Below are 20546 nucleotides of genomic sequence, written 5' to 3' on the forward strand. Positions count from 1 at the left end.
AAACTAAACCTATAAGGATTTTAAGACATGGCTATGAACAAAAAATCATCTTTCGCATTAGCAGCCAGCGCAGCAATGACAGCTGGTTTGTCATTATCACCATTAGCTATGGCGGATACCGCTAACCCTTTCCAATCATCTGAATTAACGCATGGCTACATGCAGTTGGCGGAACATCACGAAGAAGGCAAATGTGGTGAAGCAAAGTGTGGTGAAGACAGCAAAAAAGATGCTGAGGGTAAATGTGGTGAAGCCAAGTGTGGCGAAGATAGCAAAAAAGATGCTGAAGGCAAATGTGGCGAAGCTAAATGCGGTAACAAATAATATTCGTTGCAATTCATCAAAAAAACAGGGGCTAAGGCCCCTGTTTTTCCTCCAGGGATAATCACTATGTCTGAGCTATTTAAAAAACTGCAACGGTTGTTGAATACCACGCGCCAAGTGGACTTTCTGGCCACTTTATTACTGAGAGCTTACCTGATACCGGTTTTCTGGGTAGCTGCCAATAATAAATGGAATCCATTTAATTCCGAGAGTTCGTTACAAAACACCATAGACTGGTTTGCCAATCCTGACTGGGGCTTGGGTTTACCGTTTCCTGAAATAATGGCTTATATGGCCTGGGCCGCAGAATATTTTGGTGCCATCCTGTTACTGCTGGGACTTGCTGTTCGCTGGATCAGCATTCCTTTAATGATCACTATGCTGGTTGCTGCCTTCAGTGTGCATTGGAAAAATGGCTGGCAAGCGATTCACGATCCCATGAGTGCTTTTGCTGCGGATAACGCTGCCGGAGCAATCGAACGGTTAGATCGAGCAAAATCAATTTTGCAAGAACATGGCAATTATAGCTGGCTGACGGAACATGGCAGCTTTGTTGTACTCAATAACGGAATAGAGTTTGCCGCAACTTATTTTGTCATGTTGCTGGCGTTATTCTTTATTGGGGCGGGTCGATATATCAGTGTTGATTACTGGCTAGCCAAACATTACATGTCAGATGAGGTGAATCATGTGGATTCGTAAAAAACATCCGTGGGAAATTCCTGAATCAGAAGTCACTGATTATCAAGTGTATTTAAACCGTCGACAGTTCATTAATGGTGCAGCTGGTTTGGCTGCCGCGACGGCAATGCCATTAAGCTTTGCTGCAAAAGAGCCGACCGGGGCAGCTTTTGAGAATTTACAGCAAAGCGGATTTTCCACTGAGGAAAAACTGACTACCTATGAATCCATAACGACTTATAACAATTTTTATGAGTTTGGTACGGATAAGGAATCCCCATCCGCATTAGCGGCTAACTTTCCTGATCGTAGTGAACCCTGGATGATTAACATTGATGGTGAGTGCGATAAACCGGGGCAATATGACTACAACGAGTTGATTCAATCTCAGACGTTGGAAGAACGGATTTATCGTTTGCGCTGTGTTGAGGGTTGGTCAATGGTGATACCTTGGGTCGGGTTTCCACTCGCGGATCTGTTGAAGCAGGCGCAACCAAATTCCAAAGCCAAGTTTGTTGAATTTACAACGTTGTACGATCCCGAGCAAATGCCCGGGCAACGCCGCCGCGTCCTGAATTGGCCTTATCTGGAAGGTCTCCGAATGGATGAGGCGATGAATCCCTTGACCTTGCTTGCGGTGGGGCTCTATGGACGCGAGATGCCGGGACAGAACGGGGCGCCAATACGTTTGGTTGTGCCCTGGAAATATGGTTTTAAAAGTATCAAATCTATAGTGCGAATTCGGTTCGTTGAAAAAATGCCGTTAACCGCCTGGGTACAGGCTAACGCAAGTGAATACGGCTTTTATTCCAACGTAAACCCGGAGGTAGATCATCCACGCTGGAGTCAACGGCGCGAAAGACGTATTGGCGAATTCCTCAAACGCGAAACGCTTATGTTTAATGGTTATGGTGATCAGGTTGCCGAGTTATACAGCGGAATGGATTTAAAACGTTATTTCTAATGAAAAAGCACCTCACCAGACTCAAAGCACTGGTTTTTTGTATTTCATTGCTGCCATTTATCTGGTTAAGCTATGCGCTACTGACTGACCAATTAGGTGCTAATCCGATTGAAGCGGTGACCCGAGACACCGGATTATGGGCATTACGTTTCATTTTGGTGACTTTATTGATTTCGCCAATACGTAAACTGACGGGCATCAATGAATTCATTCGCTTTCGTCGTATGCTGGGCTTGTTTGCCTTTTTTTATGCCAGCCTGCACATGCTGCTTTATATTGGACTGGATCAGTTCTTTGATGTGCAGGAAATCTGGGTGGATATCATCAAAAGACCATTTATCACGGTAGGATTTATCAGTTTTTTACTATTGATACCATTGACCATTACCTCGACCGATAAGATGATAAAGAGGCTCGGTGGGCGTCGTTGGAAAAAATTACATTATTTAATTTACCTGATTGTCGTGCTTTCTTCCGTACATTTTTATATGCTGGTCAAGCAGGATAAAACCGAGCCGTTAATATATTTATTAATCGTTAGTTTGTTACTGGGTTTCAGAGTGGTTGGCCAGCGTCGGCGTCATCAAGCAGCAGGTTCCTGAAGCCAATTCGCTTGGCGATATCAGCTTTTTAGTTGAATTAATAATCTCCACAAGGTTTTGATTTTCTTGCCAGAATGGCGCTGTGGCGGGCTTTTGTCTTCCTGTCGGAGTGTCAATTAAACAAAAACTGTTACAATGTGCGGCTGTAATTTATCGCGTTGAGATTTAAGAAGGTATATATGACTGATTTTGTCGATCACGATCCACAAGAAACGCAAGAATGGTTGGACGCTCTGGAGTCTGTACTGGAAGCTGCCGGTGACGAAAAAGCCCATTACATTATTGAAAAACTCATTGATAAGGCGCGCCGTAGCGGTGTGAATCTGCCTTACAGTGCCAATACCGCTTATGTTAATACCATTCCGGTGGACCAGCAGGAGCGTATTCCTGGTGACCAGGCAATGGAACATAAGCTCAGATCGTATATCCGCTGGAACGCGATGGCGATGGTAGTCAAAGCGAATATGAAACCTGGCGCTGTCGGCGGTCATATTGCAAGTTTTTCCTCTGCGGCAACACTTTACGATGTGGGTTTTAATCACTTCTACAAAGGTGATGATCATGAAGAAGGCGCCGATATGGTGTTTGTTCAAGGTCATTCCGCTCCCGGTATTTACGCTCGTTCCTTCCTCGAAGGTCGTCTGACGGAAGAGCAACTTGATAACTTCCGTTTTGAAGTGGATGGCAAAGGTCTGTCTTCCTACCCGCATCCATGGTTGATGCCAGATTACTGGCAGTTCCCAACAGTTTCTATGGGACTGGGTCCTATCTTGTCTATCTATCAAGCGCGATTCATGAAGTATATGCATCATCGTGATATTGCTAAAACCTCAGGTCGCCATGTTTGGGCCTATCTGGGTGATGGTGAAATGGATGAACCGGAGTCTTTGGGTGCAATTACCCTGGCGGGTCGCGAAAAGCTTGATAACCTGATTTTTGTGGTGAACTGCAATCTGCAACGTCTTGATGGGCCGGTGCGTGGTAACGGTAAGATTATTCAGGAACTGGAAGCCTTGTTCCGTGGTGCCGGCTGGAATGTGTTGAAAGTCATCTGGGGCAGCGGTTGGGATCAGTTGCTGGCTCGCGATACGGATGGCTGGTTGCTGAAACGCATGGAAGAAGTCGTCGACGGCGAATACCAGAATTACAAAGCCAAAGACGGTGCATATGTACGTAAGCACTTCTTTGGTAAATATCCAGAATTACTGGATATGGTTTCAGATATGACGGATGAAGATATCTGGCACTTAAGTCGTGGTGGCCACGATCCGCGGAAGATTTATGCTGCTTATAAACAAGCGGTGGATCATGTGGGGCAACCAACTGTTATCCTGGCTAAAACTGTTAAAGGTTATGGTCTGGGACAGGCAGGTGAAGGTCAGAACACCACGCATCAGCAGAAAAAAATGGAATTGGAACACATGAAACGCTTTCGTGACCGTTTCAATATTCCTATTCCTGACGATGAAATTGAACAAATCCCCTACATTAAACTTGATGATGACAGCGCAGAGAAAAAATACCTGCTGGAACGTCGCAAGGAGTTAGGCGGCTTTATTCCCAAACGCAATCACAATGCACCCGCACTGGAAATCCCGCCATTAAGTATTTTTGATGCGGTGCTTAAAGACAGCGGCGATCGCGAACTTTCTACCACCATGGCTTTCGTGCGTGTGTTAACCGCCTTGATTCGTGATAAGAAAATTGGCAAAAACATTGTGCCTATCGTGCCGGACGAAGCACGTACTTTTGGGATGGAAGGCCTGTTCCGTTCTATTGGTATTTACTCGTCATCGGGTCAAAAGTACGAACCGGAAGATTCTGGCAAAGTTATGTGGTATCGCGAAGATACCAAAGGCCAGATCCTTGAAGAAGGTATCAATGAAGCTGGCGCCATGTCGGAGTGGATCTCTGCAGCAACGGCATATTCCAACTACAACGTGAATATGGTGCCGTTCTATATTTACTATTCGATGTTCGGTTTCCAACGGGTTGGTGATTTATGCTGGCTGGCTGGTGATATCCAGGCTAAAGGCTTCCTGCTTGGTGGCACCGCAGGACGTACCACATTAAATGGTGAAGGTCTGCAGCATCAGGATGGACATAGTCTGATTCTGGCAAACACTATTCCTAATTGCATTAGTTACGATCCAACATATGCCTATGAAATGGCCGTTATCGTGCATGAAGGCATGCGTCGGATGTACGAGAAGCAGGAAGGTGTGTTCTATTACATCACTGCGATGAATGAAAACTACACCCATCCTGCGATGCCTGAAGGATCGGAAGAGGGCATTATCAAAGGTCTCTACCAGCTTAAATCTGGCGGAAAACATAAAGTTAAAGCACAGCTTCTTGGCAGTGGCACCATTCTGCGTGAAGTAGAAGCGGCTGCTGAAATGCTGGAAAAAGACTGGAATGTCTCTGCCAATGTTTGGAGTGCGACCAGTGTGAACGAACTGGTTCGTGACGGTATGGATGTTGATCGCTACAACCGTCTGCACCCGACAGCTGAGAAAAAACGCAGCTATATTTCACATTGCCTGGATGATCAGGATGGTGTGGTTGTCGCGTCTACCGACTATATGCGTCTTTATGCGGAGCAATTACGTCCCTGGATCAAACAACGTTATGTTGTGTTGGGCACCGATGGCTTTGGTCGCAGTGATACGCGTGAAAGATTACGCAGCTTCTTTGAAGTCGATCGCTATCATGTGGTGGTTGCGACACTTAGCGCGCTGGCTGATGAAGGCACTATTAAATACGATGTGGTCGCAAAAGCCATCAAGCAATACAACATTGATGCTGACGCAACAAATCCAGTGAAGGTTTAAAACATGGCAGATTTAATCGAATTAAAAGTCCCGGATATTGGCGATTTTGATAGCGTTGAAATCATTGAAGTGCTTGTTGCTGAAGGTGATTCAATTAATGCCGATCAGGAAGTCATCACCATAGAGTCCGACAAAGCGATGATGGAAATTCCATCATCGTTGACAGGCACTATCAAAGAAATGAAAGTAAAAGTAGGTGATAAGGTCAGTGAAGGTTCTGTTATCGCTCTGATTGAATCAGATGATTCAGGTTCCAGCAGTGAAGCAGAAAAACCGGCTGAGAAAACTGCCGAAGCCAAACCTGCAGAAAAAGAAAAACCTGCCGAACCAGAAAGCAAGCCAGCGCCAGCAGCAACTATGGCTGCTCCACAAGCAGAAAGAACAGAAACCTTGCCTTACGCACCCGATACCGGCTCTGCAAAGAAAACCTCACATGCATCGCCCTCAGTCAGACAGTTTGCCCGTGAGTTAGGGGTGCCACTTGCCGGTGTTGTGGGTACTGGTCAGAAAGGCCGTATCACTAAAGAAGACGTACAGAACTTTGTTAAACAGGTCATGAACTCTCCTGCACCTAAAGCAGCAGAGGGTTCGGGCATTCCATCTGTTCCAGTCATTAACTTTGAACAGTTTGGTGAAATCGAAACGAAAGAACTATCACGAATCAAAAAAATCTCTGGCAAACATCTCCACGCTTGCTGGTTAAATATTCCCCATGTGACACAGTTTGACGAAGCGGATATTACTGAGCTGGAAGAATTCCGTCAGGAAAATAAAGAAATGGCGGCTAAGAAAGGGGTTGGTTTAACGCCATTAGTCTTCATTATGAAAGCTGTGGTCGCCTGTCTTAAGCAGTATCCCGAATTTAATGCTTCGTTAAGTGAAGACAAACAAAGCCTGATTTATAAAAAGTACTACAACATCGGTGTAGCGGTTGATACCCCTAATGGCTTGATGGTACCGGTGATTCGTGATGTGGATAAAAAAGGTTTTCTGGAACTGGCCGGCGAACTGGGCGAAATCAGTGCACGGGCTCGTGAAGGCACATTAACAGCGAAGGATTTACAGGGCGGAACGTTCTCTATCTCCAGTCTGGGTGGTATTGGGGGGCAATTTTTCACCCCGATCGTCAATGCCCCTGAAGTGGCTATTCTGGGTGTCAGTCGTCACCAAATGAAACCGGTGTGGAATGGTAAGGAGTTTGAACCACGACTGATGTTGCCATTGTCGATTTCATACGATCATCGGGTGATTGATGGTGCTGCTGGCGCACGGTTTACCGTGATGCTTAATCAGATGTTGTCGGATATCAGAAAGGTCTTGTTATGAGTTTGATTGAAGTCAAAGTACCCGATATCGGTGATTTTGATGCGGTGGAAATTATTGAAATCCTGGTCTCAGAAGGGGATTCGATTAGTGAAAACCAAGACATTATCACATTGGAATCTGATAAGGCCGCGATGGAGATTCCAAGCTCAGCTGCTGGCGTCATCAAGTCAATAAACGTCAAAGTAGGTGATAAAGTTGCTCAAGGCGATGTGATACTCTCAGTTGAAAGTGAAGCGGATTCATCAACTGAGGAAGAGCCCGCTGAGCCTAAACCTGAAGCGGGCAAACCAAAAACTACTGAAACAGAAAAGCCAGCGGACGAATCCAAAGCTGCACCTGTAGTTAAGTCCGAGATTCCAACCGATGCAGATATGCACGCTGAAGTGGTTGTTTTAGGTTCTGGTCCTGGTGGCTATACGGCCGCGTTTCGTGCTGCAGATTTGGGTAAACAGGTGATTTTGATTGAGCGTCATCAACGCATTGGTGGCGTGTGCCTGAATGTCGGATGTATTCCATCAAAAGCGTTATTGCATACGGCTCATGTAATAAATGAAGCAAAACATATCGCTGAAAATGGTGTGACCTTTGGTGCTCCCAAAATTGATATTCGTAAAGTTGCCAATTGGAAAGAGAGTATCGTCTCCAAATTGACGGGTGGTCTGTCAGCCCTGGCTAAACAGCGCAAAGTAACTGTTGTGCATGGTGAAGCACAATTTTCCGCATCCAATCTTTTGCAAGTAACCTCAGGTGATGGTGTCAAAACTATCAGTTTTGATAATTGCATTATTGCCGCGGGTTCTCGCGTCACTAAAATTCCGGTTTTCCCCAATGATGATCCACGCATGATGGATTCCACAGATGCTTTGGAGTTGCAAGATATTCCCAAAAAACTGCTGGTGATTGGTGGCGGTATCATCGGCCTGGAAATGGCTACCGTTTATAACGCTTTGGGTTCTGAAATCAGTGTGGTGGAATTGCAGGATAGTTTGATTCCTGGTGCTGATAAGGATCTGGTCAAACCTTTGCATAATCATATTCAGAAACAATACAAAGCAATTTACCTGGAAACCAAAGTCAGCAATATTGAAGCATTAAAATCCGGTTTGAAGGTTACCTTTGAAGGGGATAATGCGCCGGAACCACAAACTTATGACAAGATTCTGGTTGCGGTTGGCCGTTCACCCAATGGTAAATTGATTAATGCAGAAGCCGCGGGCGTAACAGTCAATGATTATGGCTTTATTGAAGTCAATCAGCAGATGCAGACCAATGTGCCGCATATCTATGCGATAGGTGATATTGTCGGCCAGCCAATGTTGGCACACAAAGCGACACATGAAGGTAAAGTGGCTGCCGAACATATCGCTGGTAAAAAAGTAGCCTTTGATCCCATGACCATTCCATCGGTTGCCTATACTGATCCAGAAGTTGCCTGGATGGGGCTTAGCGAAGATGAAGCCAAAAAACAGGGTATCGAATATGTGAAGGGCGCTTTCCCTTGGGCAGCAAGTGGTCGCAGTTTGAGCGTAGATCGCGATGAGGGTCTGACCAAAGCTTTATTTGATAAGGAAACCGGTCGTTTACTCGGCGCCGGAATCGTCGGTCCCAATGCCGGTGAATTAATCGCAGAAGCGGTATTGGCGCTGGAAATGGGAGCAGATGCTGAAGACATAGGTCTGAGTATTCATCCACATCCAACCTTATCTGAGACCTTTGCCTTCGCGGCCGAAATGGCCGAAGGTAATATCACGGATTTGATGCCTCCACGTAAAACATTACACAGTAAATAAGCCAATCTCAGCTGTTCAGAACGCTATAGTTGTTCTGAACAGCTTTAATCTTAATCAGTGATAAACTGCCTTTCATGCCGCGGATCCAGCCAGTGATAACTCAGCCATGACCAGAGAGAACTCTGTGCTTAAACCGCCTTTAAAGTGGGCCGGTGGCAAACGCTGGTTAATTCCCAAGTTATTAAAGTTGTGGAAACAGTTTCCAGAGTATCGGCTGGTTGAGCCTTTTTGTGGTGGTCTATCTGTTGCTCTGGGCTTAAATCCTCAGCAAGCTTTATTAAACGATTTAAATCCAGCGCTGATTAATTTTTACCGTCAATTACAACAGGGGTTGACTATCGATTTGCCACTGGCAAATGATGAACAGCTTTATTACCAGTATCGTAAACAGTTCAATGATATTGCTGCACATAATGAAGTTGAGCGGGCCCAGTTATTTTATTATCTGAATCGAACCGGTTATAACGGTTTATGCCGGTTTAATAAGAGTGGTGGATATAACGTTCCATTCGGTCGGTATAAAACCATCAATTACGTAGATGATTTTGCGTCCTACCAAGCAGTTTTAAGCCAGTGGGAATTTAGCAACACTGATTTTGCCAATCTAACGATCCAGCAAAATGATTTTATTTACGCTGACCCGCCTTATGATGTGCCTTTCCGACAATATTCTCAGCAAGGTTTTGATTGGGATGATCAGGTAAGGCTGGCTGAATGGCTGGCAAAACATGATGGTCCAGTAGTGTTATCCAACCAGGCTACGGATAAAATTAAAAAGCTTTATCGTGAGCTGGGATTTAGCCTGAGATATCTTGATGCACCTCGCACGATCAGTTGTAAAGGAAATAAACGTCAGTCAGCAAGAGAAGTGCTTGCTTTACGCGGATTTTGATACAATAACGCATCTATTTTAAATTTCTTCGATACAGGATTTCTTCCCCCATGTCTGACATCAAAAAAGTCGTCCTTGCATATTCAGGTGGCCTGGATACTTCCGTTATTCTCAAATGGCTGCAAGACAAATATCAATGTGAAGTGGTTACCTTCACCGCTGACCTTGGTCAGGGCGAAGAAGTTGAACCTGCTCGTGCTAAAGCCAAATCGTTGGGTATTAAAGAAATTTATATTGAAGATTTGCGCGAAGAATTTGCTCGTGATTATGTTTTTCCAATGTTCCGTGCCAACGCCATTTATGAAGGCGAATATCTGTTAGGTACTTCGATTGCCCGCCCATTAATTGCCAAACGTCTGGTCGAAATAGCTGCTCAAACGGGGGCTGAAGCCGTTTCGCATGGTGCAACCGGTAAAGGCAATGATCAGGTTCGTTTCGAGCTGGGTGCCTATGGCTTAAATCCAAATATTAAGGTTATTGCTCCTTGGCGTGAGTGGGATTTATTGTCACGCCAAAAATTGCTGGATTATGCGGAATTACATGGTATTCCGGTAGAGATGAAACAAGGTAAAAAATCACCTTATTCGATGGATGCCAATCTGCTGCATATTTCTTATGAAGGCGGCATTCTTGAAGACCCATGGGCTGAAGCGGAAGAGAGCATGTGGCGCTGGTCTGTTTCACCTGAAAATGCCCCTGATAAAGCAACTTATCTCGAGCTGAGCTATGAGAAAGGGGATATTGTCGCCATTAATGGTGAGCGTATGACTCCTGCCCAGGTAATGATTTATCTGAATAAGGTCGCTGGTGAAAACGGTGTTGGACGATTGGATATTGTTGAAAATCGTTATATTGGTATGAAATCCCGTGGCTGCTACGAAACCCCGGCCGGGACCGTCATGTTACGTGCACATCGTGCCATTGAGTCATTAACATTAGATCGTGAGGTGGCGCATTTAAAAGATGAATTGATGCCACGTTATGCCAGCATGATTTACAACGGTTATTGGTGGGCGCCTGAACGTTTGATGATGCAGGCAATGATAGATGCATCACAGAACAGTGTGAACGGTGATGTCAGAATCAAACTCTATAAAGGCAATGTGATTGTAGTAGGAAGACAGTCTGCTACAGACAGCCTGTTTGATGAATCTATTGCCACTTTTGAAGATGATGCCGGTGCCTATAATCAGAAAGATGCAGAAGGCTTTATTAAGCTAAATGCTCTCAGATTAAAAATTGCAGGGAAGAAGAAAAAATAGGCACATGGATTTGCCGGAGTATTTATGAAATACAGTGAGAATGAAGAGCGTACAGCTGAATGGATGCGGTTGGCGCTCTCTAAAATGAAGCAATATGAAATTTCTCCAACACCGGCCAATTATGCCTTATGGTTTGAGTATGTTTCTGGCACCAATTTGGCTTTGGTGGAAGCGGTTGATAGAGAAATTGAGTTAACCGGAAAACTGACTGTTCAACAAAGCAGATTATTACATGAGCAGTTTTTTGATGATGATAAAGACCGCGCTGCAATGTTTGAAATGCGTCATGAACTGGCGCGTTTACTGAAGCAAGTTCTGCATTATGTCTATACGGGAGTTACCACAACCGATCGCAGCAATAGCCATTTACAAAGCATGTTAAGTCGTCTGCAACCAGATTTAAATCGTCAGCAATTGCACACCTTGATCGAAGAAGTTCTGATTGAAACCCGTTTAGCGGTTTCTTCCGGTGAATTGCTGAACGAACAGTTAAGCGGTGCTATGACAGAAGTTGCGTCGTTGAAGAAAGAATTAAGTGATTCCCGTCGTGAAGCGATTACAGATAGTCTGACGGGGTTGGCGAATCGCAAACACTTTGACGAACTTATTGCTAAATTGACACATGATGCTGATGTGAATGGTATGGATGTTTCCGTTATTTTTTCTGATGTAGATCTGTTCAGTGCAATCAATGAAAAGCATGGGCAATTAGTTGGCGATCAGGTATTAAAAGTCATTGCCGAACTGATGAAAAAATCTTTGAAGGGACGCGATCTCGTTGCTCGCTACGGTGGTGAAGAGTTCGCGGTTATTCTGCCCCACACCAGTATGCAAAATGCTCGTCAACTTGCTGAATCGATTCGACAGGACATTGCCAGTAAACGGATTCAGCGTAAAGATACTCACGAGCCCCTTGGTGCGATCACCATGTCTTTTGGAGTTGCCCGTTATGTTTCAGGGGAAGGGGTGGATAGCTTTCTGCAACGTGTGGATCGGGCCGTATATTTAGCAAAACGCAGCGGACGCAACACTGTGTGTGATGCGCCGCCACCCATTATTTAATTAATTAAAAACTATCTGTAAAAAATACTTCTTCCAGTGGAAGTTGACCCGCTCGGGGACGTGCGTCTTCGAGCTTCTTACCCACAGTAATCATCATCACGATAATATGATCATGCGGTAAATTAATGATGCGGGCGACTTTATCAAAGTCAAAACCATCCATTGGGCAGGTGTCATACCCCATGCCTTTTGCCATCAACATAATATTCATGGCTGCAATACTAGCTGATCGAACACACTCATCACGCTGACCTTGATGATGGTTGGCATAGTAATTTTCAATGGCGGGAAGAATGGCATTTTGTGCTGCTTCAGGGGCATGCTGCCAATAGCGTTCTGGCTGTTTCTCCCAGGCATTCAAATCGGCACAAAGTACCAATAACAATGAAGAATCGACAACTTGCGCCTGTCCCCATGCGGCTTCCAGGATTTGCTGACGTTTTTCAGCATCTTGAACACGGACAAAACGCCAGTGTTGAATATTGAATGCCGTTGGTGAAAGGATGGCATGCTCCATCAATTCTTTTATTTCGGCTTCGGTCATTTGATGTGCAGGGTCATAGTGTTTGACCGAGCGACGAGTTTGAATCGCTTGTTTTATATCCATGGTTTTGCAGTGGTACTCAGTTAAGTTCAATTTTCAGATACAGCCATTGTTGTTCATCCTGATGGCTGCGATAAGTTTGGGAATTTTGTTGCTGGCGTTGCTGCTCACCAATTTGACCAATCAGGATCCACTGATTGACCGGACCGGTGATGGAAGTGAGTAAACTGGTCGTTGTGATATCACCATTACGCTGCATTTTGGAAAACAAAGGCAGGATATCCACTCGAGCCTGTTGATTGCCGAGTATATTGACTCTCGCCTGAAAGCCGTTATCCAATTGAACATACTGTGTCGTTTCCTGCACAGCAATACCCCCATGGGGATAAAAAATGAGTTGTTGCTCATCGTTAGCTACGGCTCGCCCCATTTGAATATCGATAGGCTGTCCGGCAATACCCCGGGCCTGATATTGCTGATCCCGTTCACGACTGTTTTTGGTAGACCACCGGTGTATTTCTACAGAAGAATTTTTCGGGTTATCCAAATCAATGTTCACCTGGTCATCAGCCATATTCTGATCGTTGATCTGTCTTTGGGTACGCAGTACGGTAACGGTGAGGCTTTGTTGTCGGCTGTCTAGCTGTTTGACCAAACGTTCAATTTCTACAAAACTCTGTGACGAACTTTTTATTATCAATAAGTTATCGTGGCCATTGATGGTTGTATAGCTATCTACCATAGGTTCAATCATTGGCAAGATTTCTGCTGCAAGACGATGCTGCAATTCAATGGTGCGGATTTGATCAGCATAGGCGGGCAAGGCCAGCATCAAAAATACAATTGAATAGATAAATTTCATAAATGTAATCGCCTTGTAGCCATATCGGCAGAACTATGATTCCAGCATTCTTCAAATTGTTGTTTTAACTCACGCACGGTTAGAGGATCATGCAGATTTGCCTGGCCCATGTAGCGTTGATTGTTAAGACAGCGCAAATAGCCCGAATGGTCAACTAAAAGTAATAAATTTTTAGGTCGTTTATATTTATCTGAGAGAATGTTTACAGTAATCGAACTGGTCAGTTTAGATATTAACGGTAATAGTCGATGAGAATTAATGATGCTGCTTTGGGTTTCATCAACCAATAACCTGATTTGGCTGCGGCGGCTGTTAATACAGAGTTGTTTTATACAATCAATCAAGGACGGACTGTCGAGCAAGACAGCGTCCAGTTGACTGCCCATAAAACATATTTCTCGCTGAGCGGTTTCCACCAATGCCAAGGCAGCCGAAGCTGCCTCATGTTTACCATCAAATGCAATGATTTGATCGGTGTTGGCCGGAGTGGAATTTTCTGCCATTTAACAGTTTTTTGCCTGTTCAATAGCATTACCGATATAGCTTGCTGGCGTCATATCTTTCAAAGCAAATTTAGCCGCATCAGGTAAGTCCAAACTATCAATAAATTCATGCATGATTTGTTTATTGACTCGCTGTCCACGAGTTAACTCTTTCAGTTTTTCATAAGGATTTTCGATACCATAACGACGCATGACAGTTTGAATTGGTTCCGCCAACAACTCCCAATTAGCATCCAGATCCGCGGCCATGGTTTCCGGTGCAGCTTCCAATTTGCTGATACCCTTCAGTGCAGAGCTGTATGCCAACATGGAATGCGCAAAACCCACGCCGATATTGCGTAATACAGTGGAATCAGTGAGATCACGCTGCCAACGAGAAATTGGTAATTTCATGGCCATGTGATCAAATGTGGCATTGGCAATGCCCAAATTCCCTTCCGCATTTTCAAAATCAATAGGGTTAACTTTGTGCGGCATGGTAGACGAGCCGATTTCACCTTTCACCGTTTTTTGTTTGAAGTAACCAATCGAGATATAGCTCCAGACATCACGGCAGAAATCAATCAGAACCGTATTAAAACGAATCATTGCCTGAAACAGCTCAGCGACATAATCATGCGGTTCAATCTGAGTGGTGTATTTATTCCAGCGCAGGCCAAGCCCGGTGACAAAAGCATTGGCCATCATTGGCCAGTCAACATTTGGATAGGCAGCATAATGCGCATTATAGTTGCCAACTGCGCCATTCATTTTGCCGTATAACAAAACTGCAGCAACATGCGTGCGCTGCAATTCAAGACGTTTCACAACATTGGCTAATTCTTTACCTAATGTCGTCGGAGAGGCCGGTTGACCATGGGTGCGTGACATCATTGGTGTCTCTGCCTGTTCCATAGCCAGTTTTCGTAATGCACCAATTAAGGTATCCATTTCCGGCAGAATGACCTGTTCGCGGGCATTTTTTAGCATAATGCCGTAAGCCGTATTGTTGATATCCTCGGAGGTGCAGGCAAAATGCACAAATTCATTTACCGCATCAAGCTCAGCATTACCTTTGAATTTACGTTTGATGAAATATTCAACCGCTTTTACATCATGATTGGTTTCACGTTCGATAGCTTTAATTTCTGCAGCATCTTCAACTGAAAAGTTACTTACTAAATCATTGAGAAATTGCTCAGCGCTCTCAGTTAACTTGGGGACTTCCTGAATGTCTGCATTTGCGCCGAGTAAGTGTAACCAGCGACATTCCACTTCAACACGGGCTCGCAGCAAACCATATTCACTGAAATATGGTCGCAGAGCCTTGGTTTTATCGGCATAACGGCCATCAACCGGTGAGATGGCAGTAAGAGCAGTTAATTCCATGAAAACTCCATTAAAAATAAGCTGAAAATTGGTCGAAATTATAGCAGAACTCGGCCCTGATTCTGGATTTCATTCAATCTGATTTATGAATTTGCGTTAAAATACCGTTCGTCTTAGTTTCAACTTCGGAGCGTTTACGTGCTGCAAGAATACCAAAAACATGTTGAAGAGCGTGCTGCTGAGGGGCTACCGCCATTACCGTTAGATGCAAAACAAGTATCTGACATTATCGAAGGGCTTAAACAACCTCAAAATAGTGACCGCGAAGCCTTATTAGAATTGCTGGTTCACCGCGTTCCACCAGGTGTTGATAAAGCGGCGTACGTTAAAGCGGGATTTCTAACGGCTATTGCCAAACAAGAAACGCAATGCGATTTGATAACGCCAGTCTTCGCCACCGAACTGCTTGGTACGATGATGGGGGGATATAACATTCAGCCTTTAATCGAACTGTTGGATTATGAGGCAACTGCTGAAGCTGCAGAAACAGCACTGTCAAAAATCGTAATGGTTTATGACGCTTATCATGATGTAGTGGAAAAAGCTGAAACAAATTCTTATGCGAAACGAATTCTGCAGTCCTGGGCTGAAGCTGAATGGTTTTTATCTCGTCCGCCATTAGCAGAAGAAATTACGCTGACAGTTTTAAAAGTTCCTGGTGAAACAAATACCGATGATTTATCGCCTGCCACAGAAGCATGGAGTCGCCCGGATATTCCTTTGCATGCTAAAGCCATGCTGGTAAGCAAAATGCCAGATGCGTTGGACAAAATTATTACACTGAAAGAAAAGGGCCATCCACTAGCCTATGTGGGAGATGTGGTCGGTACCGGTTCTTCACGTAAATCGGCCATTAATTCTGTGCTCTGGCACATGGGGCATGACGTTGCTTACGTACCCAACAAGCGTCAGGGCGGGGTGATTTTAGGCAACAACATAGCCCCGATTTTCTTTAACACGGCCGAAGATTCTGGTGCCTTACCAATTGAATGTAATGTTGATCAACTGGAGACCGGTGATGTCATTACGATCAAACCTTACGAAGGCAAAATTTATAATGAGGCGGGTGATGTCGTCTCTGAATTCACTTTACGTCCCACGACCATTGCAGACGAGGTGCGGGCCGGTGGTCGTATTCCACTGATTATCGGTCGCGGCTTAACCGATAAAGCCCGTGAAACTCTGGGCATGCCTCCTTCCGATGTTTTCAAGCGACCCGTTGAACCGGTTCACAGTGACAAAGGCTTTACCCTGGCGCAGAAAATGGTTGGGGTCGCTTGCGGCGTGAAAGGAGTACGCCCGGGTGCTTACTGCGAACCTAAAGTCACTACTGTTGGCTCGCAGGATACTACCGGTGCCATGACACGTGATGAATTAAAAGAATTGGCCTGTCTGGGATTCTCGTCAGATTTGGTCATGCAGTCTTTCTGCCACACTGCAGCTTATCCAAAACCGGTCGATATCAAACTGCAGCATGAATTACCGGAATTTATCAGTACCCGTGGTGGTGTCTCATTAAGGCCTGGCGATGGTGTTATTCACTCCTGGTTGAACCGCATGATTCTGCCCGATACCGTCGGTACGGGCGGCGATTCGCATACACGCTTTCCGATTGGTATCAGTTTCCCCGCGGGCTCTGGTTTAGTGGCATTTGCTGCGGCACTGGGCGTGATGCCGTTGGATATGCCGGAATCAGTATTGGTACGTTTTAAAGGTGAAATGCAACCGGGCATTACCTTACGAGATCTGGTCAATGCCATTCCCTATGCTGCCATCCAGGAAGGATTGCTGACGGTAGAAAAGAAAGGTAAGAAAAATATCTTTAATGGCCGCGTACTGGAAATTGAAGGGTTGCCCGATCTGAAAGTCGAGCAGGCGTTTGAACTGTCGGATGCCTCAGCTGAGCGTAGCGCCAATGGCTGTACGGTGAGACTGAATAAAGAACCGATTATCGAGTTCTTAAATTCCAATATTTCCTTGATGGAATGGATGATTGCTGAAGGCTATGAAGATGCCAGAACCTTGCAACGTCGTATTGATGCGATGCGCGCTTGGCTGGCAGACCCGCAACTGCTTGAGCCGGATGCTGATGCAGAATATGCCGCAGTTATCGAAATTGATTTAAATGAAATAAAAGAGCCGTTATTAGCGTGTCCTAATGATCCTGACGATATCAAGCCGTTATCTGCAGTAGCTGGCGCGCATATTGACGAAGTCTTTATCGGTTCGTGTATGACTAATATTGGTCACTACCGTGCTGCGGGTAAAGTACTGGAGAAAATGGGCAATCTGCCAGTAAAACTCTGGGTTGCTCCGCCGACGAAAATGGATCAGCACCAATTAACAGAAGAGGGGATTTACAGTATATTTGGTCGTGTTGGAGCACGGACTGAAACCCCGGGTTGTTCTTTATGCATGGGTAATCAGGCTCGGGTTGCTGATAATGCCACCGTGGTTTCAACTTCGACCCGTAACTTCCCCAACCGTTTGGGTAATGGTGCAGATGTGTATTTATCGTCGGCAGAACTTGCTGCCGTAGTGGCCAGTCTGGGACGGATTCCAACGGTTGCCGAATATCTGGAGAAAGTGGCTGGCATTCAGCCGATGGCCAATGAGATCTACCGTTATTTGAACTTTAACGAGTTAGAGCACTATCAACGAGCGAAGGCCAGTTAAGCTGACCCAGCGGAGAAACTAAAAAGGGCTGTTTATACAGCCCTTTTTTATGACGCTTAGTTGTCATCAACAGCATTATATTCGAGTATGTAACTCTGTCGCGGCTTGTAATAACTTATTGCTTTGCAATAAAAACTGCCAACGTCTTCCACCTTTTTGTTGCCAAAGCACTGCTGCACGAATTCCCGATAATAACAGAGCACGAATACGGTTGACGTTGTCGGGTTGCTGCAAATAAGTCGAATCGCCAAATACCTGAATACGTGGTGTCAGTTCGCTGACTGTACGTTGATAGATATCGGCAAAACGGGCGATGACCTGAGGACTGGTAATACTGCCAAAATACTCAACCTGTTGTGGTATTTGATCAAGCTCACGAGTTATCAAATCCAGCATGGCAGGGCGTTTACGGAGCTTACGTTGTAAATGCAAAATACCAATCGCATAGCGTAATACCACAATATCACCTGGTTGTTTTCGTTTTGACAGTTGTTGATTGAACTGACGCAGACCCGTTTTTAATTTACTGATACCACCATAAACCGATTCGGTATCTGGGGCGTCCACAACCAATAAACTTTGCAACATGGTTTGCATATCATCATTATCGACCTGGCCGGTTTCGGCTATCTGCTGGACCAAAGTGACAGCCTGCATCAATGCAGACAGAGCTATGACTCGATCCTCGACGATTGACTGTTGACTCATGGATGCATCCCCGGTGCATTGGTATCCACAATAATACCCCCACCCATACAGACATCTTCTTGATAAAACACCACGGATTGACCAGGTGTAACCGCTCGTTGCGGTTCATCAAATTCAACCTGAATTTTGCCATCCTCGCCTTGTGTAATAACGCAGGCTTGATCCGGTTGTCGATAACGGGTTTTCGCTTTAGCCCGGCAAGGAAATTCTGGTGCTTCACCGGAAACCCAGGAAAGCTGCTCAGTTATCAACTTAGTACTGTATAGCCAATCATGCTCCCCCTGTACAACATACAGGATACGATTTTCCATGTCCTTACCAGCGACAAACCAGGGTTCGCCACTGCTGTTTTTACGCCCACCGATGCCGAGGCCCTGACGCTGGCCGAGCGTGTAGTACATTAAGCCACTGTGTTCACCGACAACTTCACCTTCAGGGGTACGCATTTCTCCAGGCTGAGCTGGAAGATAACGGCCAAGAAATTCGCGAAAGCGCATTTCACCAATAAAACAGATACCAGTACTGTCTTTTTTATCATGATTGATAAAGCCGGCCGCTTCAGCGATTTTGCGAACTTCGGTTTTGGGTAGCTCACCCAGTGGAAACAATGTACGCGACAATTGCGCCTGACCGAGCGTGTAGAGGAAGTAGCTCTGATCTTTCGTATTATCCAGACCTTTTAATAATTGAAATTTACCGTTGTATTCGCGAACTCTGGCGTAATGACCAGTGGCAATCAGATAACCGCCTAATTCCATCGCATGATCTAAAAAAGCTTTAAATTTGATTTCACGATTACACAAAATATCGGGGTTGGGTGTGCGACCTGCCTGATATTCCTCAAGAAAATGTTTGAATACATAATCCCAGTATTCCATCGCAAAATTGGCTTCGTGAAAAACGATACCAACTTTATCCGCTACTGATTGAGCATCTTTACGATCATCCTCAACGGTACATTCGCTCTCATCAGCATAGTCGACCCAGTTTTTCATAAACAGGCCTTCAACATCAAAGCCTTGCTGTTTGAGTAACAAAGCCGAGACAGAGGAATCCACACCACCGGACAGACCCACGACGATTTTTTTATTTTCAGACATAATTAATCAGTTAATAAATCAAGAGGATAACGTTTACCGGCAAGATAATCCTGTAAACATTGTTCAACTAAAGGACTACGGAACTGTGAACGGCGCTGCTCAATGGTCTGAGCATCAAGCCAAACGGCCTGATGGATGTCAGTATCCAGCGGGCGATCCAGTTTGTCACCTAAGCTTCCAGTAAAACAGAAGCGAATATAGGTATTTTGACTAGGTTGATGGCGCCACCGATAGATACCAATCAGTGACTCGGGCGTAAATTGCCAGGCAGTCTCTTCGAGGGTTTCCCGAATAACGGCTTCAATCAGACTTTCGCCGTCTTCGAGATGGCCGGCGGGCTGGTTGAGTTTGAGTTCGCTGCCGATCATTTCCTCGACCATCAGAAATTTTTGGTCGCGTTCTATTACGGCGGCTACGGTGGTTCTTGGAGTCCAAATCATCGGCGTATTTTATCACGGACTGAAAGTTAACTTCGCACCATTGTCCAGGTTGCAGATTATTTAAATGCCATGGCCCTATTGCTACGCGAATCAGCCTCAGGGTTGGATGGCCTACCGCAGCAGTCATACGCCTGACCTGTCGATTTTTACCTTCACTGATTTGCAATTCTATCCATTGGGTTGGAATGGATTGTCGAAACCGCACTGCCGGTTGCCTTTCCCATAACGCCGGTTCATCAATAAGTTTCGCGCAGGCAGGTTTGGTCAGACCATCTTTTAATGTAATGCCTTGTTGCAATTGTTGAATAGCAATGGCGTCGGGAATATTTTCTACCTGGACCCAATAAGTTTTGCTTAATTTATGACGTGGATCGCTGATATGATGTTGTAATTGACCATCGTCGGTCAGCAATAATAAACCTTCGCTATCTCTATCCAGGCGTCCAGCCGGGTAAATATTCGGTATATCAATATAATCTTTCAGTGTTTTTCGGCCAGTGTTGTCGCTGAACTGGGTCAGAACATCGTAGGGTTTATTAAATGCAATAAGTTTAGTCATGGTTATATCAACGTCATAGATCATGTAAAATGCCACTTTTTACTTCAGG

The 20546-nt window shown here is 45.1% G+C and carries 19 protein-coding genes; 11 read left to right on the top strand and 8 right to left on the bottom strand.

Annotated features, from left to right (window positions below):
• The first annotated feature begins 27 nt into the window (after positions 1-27).
• The 10 genes from LGT40_RS07125 (at position 28) to LGT40_RS07170 (ending at position 11737) form a co-directional block, all read left to right on the top strand.
• A complete protein-coding gene (locus LGT40_RS07125; RefSeq protein WP_226074703.1) occupies positions 28-324 on the top strand; it encodes an HvfA family oxazolone/thioamide-modified RiPP metallophore in 297 nt (98 codons plus the stop codon).
• Positions 325-390: 66 nt separating this feature from the next.
• Positions 391-1026, top strand: coding sequence for an HvfX family Cu-binding RiPP maturation protein (locus tag LGT40_RS07130; protein WP_226074701.1), 636 nt, complete (start codon positions 391-393; stop codon positions 1024-1026).
• Entirely contained in the window at positions 1013-1969 is a 957-nt protein-coding gene (gene msrP / locus LGT40_RS07135) for a protein-methionine-sulfoxide reductase catalytic subunit MsrP (protein WP_226074699.1), read from the top strand. The genes LGT40_RS07130 and msrP overlap by 14 nt, the downstream gene beginning before the upstream one ends.
• Complete coding sequence (gene msrQ / locus LGT40_RS07140) at positions 1969-2571, top strand: protein-methionine-sulfoxide reductase heme-binding subunit MsrQ (protein ID WP_226074688.1); 603 nt, start codon at positions 1969-1971, stop codon at positions 2569-2571. Before msrP ends, msrQ begins: the two co-directional genes overlap by 1 nt.
• 179 nt (positions 2572-2750) lie before the next feature.
• On the top strand, positions 2751-5405 hold the full coding sequence (aceE, locus tag LGT40_RS07145) for a pyruvate dehydrogenase (acetyl-transferring), homodimeric type (RefSeq protein ID WP_226074686.1): 2655 nt from the start codon (positions 2751-2753) through the stop codon (positions 5403-5405).
• A gap of 3 nt (positions 5406-5408) precedes the next feature.
• Positions 5409-6731, top strand: coding sequence for a dihydrolipoyllysine-residue acetyltransferase (gene aceF, locus LGT40_RS07150; RefSeq protein WP_226074684.1), 1323 nt, complete (start codon positions 5409-5411; stop codon positions 6729-6731).
• Positions 6728-8521: a dihydrolipoyl dehydrogenase gene (gene lpdA, locus LGT40_RS07155; RefSeq protein ID WP_226074682.1), complete on the top strand. Its 1794-nt coding sequence runs from the start codon at positions 6728-6730 to the stop codon at positions 8519-8521. Before aceF ends, lpdA begins: the two co-directional genes overlap by 4 nt.
• 124 nt (positions 8522-8645) lie before the next feature.
• Positions 8646-9413: a DNA adenine methylase gene (locus tag LGT40_RS07160; protein ID WP_226074680.1), complete on the top strand. Its 768-nt coding sequence runs from the start codon at positions 8646-8648 to the stop codon at positions 9411-9413.
• A 50-nt stretch (positions 9414-9463) separates the two neighbouring features.
• Entirely contained in the window at positions 9464-10675 is a 1212-nt protein-coding gene (locus tag LGT40_RS07165) for an argininosuccinate synthase (RefSeq protein ID WP_226074678.1), read from the top strand.
• Between the two features lie 24 nt (positions 10676-10699).
• The gene (locus LGT40_RS07170; RefSeq protein WP_226074676.1) at positions 10700-11737 is read left to right on the top strand and encodes a GGDEF domain-containing protein; all 1038 of its coding nucleotides are present in this window, start codon (positions 10700-10702) and stop codon (positions 11735-11737) included.
• Between the two features lie 4 nt (positions 11738-11741).
• Here the strand turns inward: LGT40_RS07170 and LGT40_RS07175 are convergent, their stop codons facing one another.
• From LGT40_RS07175 to purB, 4 genes are read right to left on the bottom strand one after another with little or no spacing between them, the layout of a single operon-like run.
• On the bottom strand, positions 11742-12344 hold the full coding sequence (locus tag LGT40_RS07175; protein ID WP_226074674.1) for a nitroreductase family protein: 603 nt from the start codon (positions 12342-12344) through the stop codon (positions 11742-11744).
• A 16-nt stretch (positions 12345-12360) separates the two neighbouring features.
• Complete coding sequence (locus tag LGT40_RS07180; protein ID WP_226074672.1) at positions 12361-13143, bottom strand: hypothetical protein; 783 nt, start codon at positions 13141-13143, stop codon at positions 12361-12363.
• A complete protein-coding gene (locus LGT40_RS07185) occupies positions 13140-13646 on the bottom strand; it encodes a DUF7931 domain-containing protein (RefSeq protein ID WP_226074670.1) in 507 nt (168 codons plus the stop codon). The genes LGT40_RS07180 and LGT40_RS07185 overlap by 4 nt, the downstream gene beginning before the upstream one ends.
• On the bottom strand, positions 13647-15014 hold the full coding sequence (gene purB / locus LGT40_RS07190) for an adenylosuccinate lyase (RefSeq protein ID WP_226074668.1): 1368 nt from the start codon (positions 15012-15014) through the stop codon (positions 13647-13649). It lies immediately after the preceding gene.
• A 138-nt stretch (positions 15015-15152) separates the two neighbouring features.
• Between purB and acnB the strand changes: the two genes are divergently transcribed.
• A complete protein-coding gene (gene acnB / locus LGT40_RS07195) occupies positions 15153-17690 on the top strand; it encodes a bifunctional aconitate hydratase 2/2-methylisocitrate dehydratase (RefSeq protein ID WP_226074666.1) in 2538 nt (845 codons plus the stop codon).
• Between the two features lie 75 nt (positions 17691-17765).
• Here the strand turns inward: acnB and hflD are convergent, their stop codons facing one another.
• The 4 genes from hflD to LGT40_RS07215 are packed head-to-tail and all read right to left on the bottom strand — an operon-like array spanning position 17766 to position 20497.
• Positions 17766-18398 carry a high frequency lysogenization protein HflD gene (hflD, locus tag LGT40_RS07200; protein WP_226074664.1) on the bottom strand — a complete coding sequence of 211 codons (633 nt, stop codon included), beginning with the start codon at positions 18396-18398 and terminating at the stop codon, positions 17766-17768.
• Positions 18395-19498, bottom strand: a complete 1104-nt coding sequence (gene mnmA, locus LGT40_RS07205) for a tRNA 2-thiouridine(34) synthase MnmA (protein ID WP_226074662.1) — start codon at positions 19496-19498, stop codon at positions 18395-18397. The genes hflD and mnmA overlap by 4 nt, the downstream gene beginning before the upstream one ends.
• Before the next feature lie 2 nt (positions 19499-19500).
• Positions 19501-19866 carry an NUDIX domain-containing protein gene (locus tag LGT40_RS07210; protein ID WP_247363558.1) on the bottom strand — a complete coding sequence of 122 codons (366 nt, stop codon included), beginning with the start codon at positions 19864-19866 and terminating at the stop codon, positions 19501-19503.
• Positions 19799-20497: a pseudouridine synthase gene (locus LGT40_RS07215; RefSeq protein WP_226074660.1), complete on the bottom strand. Its 699-nt coding sequence runs from the start codon at positions 20495-20497 to the stop codon at positions 19799-19801. The genes LGT40_RS07210 and LGT40_RS07215 overlap by 68 nt, the downstream gene beginning before the upstream one ends.
• Positions 20498-20546 lie beyond the last annotated feature (49 nt).

Source organism: Methylophaga pinxianii, from assembly GCF_020447225.1.
GTDB classification, from domain to species: domain Bacteria; phylum Pseudomonadota; class Gammaproteobacteria; order Nitrosococcales; family Methylophagaceae; genus Methylophaga; species Methylophaga pinxianii.

Excerpts from the sequence above, each read along its gene's own strand:
- LGT40_RS07125 (WP_226074703.1), top strand. The coding sequence starts at position 28 with ATGGCTATGAACAAAAAATCATCTTTCGCATTAGCAGCCAGCGCAGCA.
- LGT40_RS07130 (WP_226074701.1), top strand. The coding sequence starts at position 391 with ATGTCTGAGCTATTTAAAAAACTGCAACGGTTGTTGAATACCACGCGC.
- msrP (WP_226074699.1), top strand. The coding sequence starts at position 1,013 with ATGTGGATTCGTAAAAAACATCCGTGGGAAATTCCTGAATCAGAAGTC.
- msrQ (WP_226074688.1), top strand. The coding sequence starts at position 1,969 with ATGAAAAAGCACCTCACCAGACTCAAAGCACTGGTTTTTTGTATTTCA.
- aceE (WP_226074686.1), top strand. The coding sequence starts at position 2,751 with ATGACTGATTTTGTCGATCACGATCCACAAGAAACGCAAGAATGGTTG.
- aceF (WP_226074684.1), top strand. The coding sequence starts at position 5,409 with ATGGCAGATTTAATCGAATTAAAAGTCCCGGATATTGGCGATTTTGAT.
- lpdA (WP_226074682.1), top strand. The coding sequence starts at position 6,728 with ATGAGTTTGATTGAAGTCAAAGTACCCGATATCGGTGATTTTGATGCG.
- LGT40_RS07165 (WP_226074678.1), top strand. The coding sequence starts at position 9,464 with ATGTCTGACATCAAAAAAGTCGTCCTTGCATATTCAGGTGGCCTGGAT.
- LGT40_RS07170 (WP_226074676.1), top strand. The coding sequence starts at position 10,700 with ATGAAATACAGTGAGAATGAAGAGCGTACAGCTGAATGGATGCGGTTG.
- LGT40_RS07175 (WP_226074674.1), bottom strand. The coding sequence starts at position 12,344 with ATGGATATAAAACAAGCGATTCAAACTCGTCGCTCGGTCAAACACTAT.
- LGT40_RS07180 (WP_226074672.1), bottom strand. The coding sequence starts at position 13,143 with ATGAAATTTATCTATTCAATTGTATTTTTGATGCTGGCCTTGCCCGCC.
- LGT40_RS07185 (WP_226074670.1), bottom strand. The coding sequence starts at position 13,646 with ATGGCAGAAAATTCCACTCCGGCCAACACCGATCAAATCATTGCATTT.
- purB (WP_226074668.1), bottom strand. The coding sequence starts at position 15,014 with ATGGAATTAACTGCTCTTACTGCCATCTCACCGGTTGATGGCCGTTAT.
- hflD (WP_226074664.1), bottom strand. The coding sequence starts at position 18,398 with ATGAGTCAACAGTCAATCGTCGAGGATCGAGTCATAGCTCTGTCTGCA.
- mnmA (WP_226074662.1), bottom strand. The coding sequence starts at position 19,498 with ATGTCTGAAAATAAAAAAATCGTCGTGGGTCTGTCCGGTGGTGTGGAT.
- LGT40_RS07210 (WP_247363558.1), bottom strand. The coding sequence starts at position 19,866 with ATGATCGGCAGCGAACTCAAACTCAACCAGCCCGCCGGCCATCTCGAA.
- LGT40_RS07215 (WP_226074660.1), bottom strand. The coding sequence starts at position 20,497 with ATGACTAAACTTATTGCATTTAATAAACCCTACGATGTTCTGACCCAG.